1 protein-coding gene is annotated in these 279 nt (G+C 65.9%); it reads right to left on the reverse strand.

Translation table 11 applies throughout. The annotated features are described in order from the left end of the window. The coding region (locus ACLQ24_RS30570) for a hypothetical protein (RefSeq protein ID WP_425895190.1) at nucleotides 1–279 on the reverse strand (279 nt) is incomplete at both ends.

The raw sequence follows: 279 nt of genomic DNA on the forward strand, positions 1-279 counted from the left end.
CGCGGGTGTCACCGGACGCGGGCGGGTGTGGGCGGGGGTGGCGGCCGCCTTCTTGACCAGCGGTTTGGTGAAGCTTTCATCTTTGGTGATGGTGGTGGGGCCGTTGGTGATTAGCCAGATGTTGTCCAGGTTCGCGATGGTCGCCGTGGCAGGGGTGCCCGTGGCGTTGCCCGGGACGCGGTGCAGGATGGTAACGCCGTAGGTCTGTGACATCTGCTTGAGCGGCGCCGCTGAGGCGCTGTCGATGGCGATGACCAGGGGCTGTTGCTGCTTCAACGC

The sequence above is a fragment of the Micromonospora sp. DT4 genome (assembly GCF_049841675.1).
Classification (GTDB): Bacteria; Actinomycetota; Actinomycetes; order Mycobacteriales; family Micromonosporaceae; genus Micromonospora.